We start from the raw sequence: 1,928 nt of genomic DNA, 5'->3' as shown, positions 1-1,928 counted from the left end.
GAGATACTGTGTATGCCCTGTGCGCAACGCGGCATTGGGCGGGTTCACATAGCCGTCGACGATCCCGGTCTGAAGCGCATTGGCGACCTCGCCCCAGGCCACGACGGTCGATTGCACCCCGAGGATCTGAAAGAACGCGACCTGCCCCTTGTCGAGCGCGCGCATCCGCAGGCTGGCCAGATCCTCCAGCGTCGCGACCGGCTTTTGCACGTTGAAAATGCCCGCATCGAGGCCGCGCTGGTTGAAGGCCACAAGCCGCAATCCGTTTTCCAGCAGCGGCGCGTTCATCCGCTCCAGCAGATCGGTCTTGGCGATGACCGCGTCGAATTCCTCGGCGCTGCGGAACATGAAAGGCATGATCAGACCCCGCAGCATCGGGCTGATCGACGCCGGCGAGGTGGCGGCGGCAAGGTTGACCTGAACAAGGCCCTGCGCCGTCTGCCCGATCCGCTCCTTTTCCGATCCCAGCGCGTCCGAGGGAAACACCTCGACCTGCATGCCGCTGCCGGCGAGGGCATCGCGGAAGGCGACGACGAAGGCGTATTCGGAATTTGTCTCGATGTCCTCGGCGCCGTTCATCGCGACCTTGATGGTCCCGGCGGTCGCCGGCAGGGTCAGGACTGCGGCCATCGCGAGGGCCGAAAAGGCTGTTTTCCAGTGTTTCATGTCGTCTCCTCCCAAGAGAGCGGTTCAGGGCATCAGGCCAAGCCATGTCGGCAAGGCTAGTGAAATTGCGGGAAAGGCCACCAGCGCCGCCAGCAGGGCGACTTCGACCACGAAGAACGGGAATGTCGCCTTGATCAGTTGCCAGTAATTCGCGCCCGTGACCGTCGAGATGATCAGGATCACGCCCCCCAGCGGCGGTGACAGAAGGCCCACGGTGATGTTGAAGCAGATCACGATCCCCAGATGCACCGGATCGACGCCCAGATCGACCGCGACCGGCACGAAGATCGGCGCCAGAAGCGCCACGGCGGCCTTTACATCCATCACCATCCCTGCAAGCAGGAAGACGAGGTTCAGCACCAGCAGGTATTCGGTGCGTCCCAGCCCGAGATCGACCACGAAGCCCGAGATTTTCTGCGGCCATTGCGCCAGCGCGGTGACATAGCTGAAGGCCGATATCGCGCAGAGGATGATGAAGATCGCCCCCAGCAGAAGCAGCGTGCGCTCGGCCGCCAGCCGCAGCTTGGCGCGGTCGAGTTCGCGATAGGCAAAGCCGATGATCAGCGCCGCGACCACCGCGATGCCCGCGGATTCCGCCGGCGTGGTAAAGCCGAACAGCACGCCGCACAGGATGATGACGGGCAGCAGCAACGCGGGCAGCGCCTTGCGCAGGCTGGGCCAGAACGGCGGCAGGTCGGCGCCCTTGCCACCGGGGTGGTCCTGCACATGGGCATAGACCCCGTTCACCACCAGCAGCACCCCGGCCAGCAGCAGGCCCGGCAGCACTCCGGCGGCGAACAGCGCGGCGATCGGCGTGTTCATCAGCGCGCCATAGAAGATCAGGATGATCGAGGGCGGAATGATCGGTCCGATGATCGACGAGGCGGCGGTGACGGCGGCCGCATAGTTCAGCGAATAGCCCTGTCGCTGCATCTGCGGCACCAGCGTGTTGGACAGCGCCGCCGCATCCGCTGCGGCCGACCCGCTGATACCGGCGAAGAACACCGAGGTCAGGATGTTCACATGACCCAGACCGCCCTTTAGGCGCCCGACGATCGACATCGAAAAGTCGATCAGCGCCCGCGCGATGCCGCCACGGTTCATCAGTTCGCCCGTCAGGATGAAAAGCGGCATCGCCAGAAAAGCGAAGACGTCAAGCTGGCTGAACATGCGTTGCGGCAGGATTGCGAGGTAATCGGCATTGTCCAGCGCGATGAAGGTCAGCACGGAACCGGCGCCGATGACATAGGCAATGGCCCCAC

General features: G+C 64.1%; 2 protein-coding genes. Both read right to left on the bottom strand.

Features of this window, described 5'->3' with window-relative positions; all coding sequences use genetic code 11:
- Positions 1–666, bottom strand: a 666-nt coding sequence (gene dctP, locus WBB85_RS11270) for a TRAP transporter substrate-binding protein DctP (protein WP_432638709.1), incomplete at its 3' end; no start/stop codon positions are given.
- 24 nt (positions 667–690) lie between these two features.
- Positions 691–1,920: a TRAP transporter large permease gene (locus WBB85_RS11265; RefSeq protein ID WP_432638710.1), complete on the bottom strand. Its 1,230-nt coding sequence runs from the start codon at positions 1,918–1,920 to the stop codon at positions 691–693.
- Positions 1,921–1,928: the final 8 nt, after the last annotated feature.

The organism is Albidovulum sp. (assembly GCF_049646345.1).
In the GTDB taxonomy this organism is placed as follows: domain Bacteria; phylum Pseudomonadota; class Alphaproteobacteria; order Rhodobacterales; family Rhodobacteraceae; genus Albidovulum.
This window is presented reverse-complemented; position numbering and strand designations above follow the sequence as displayed.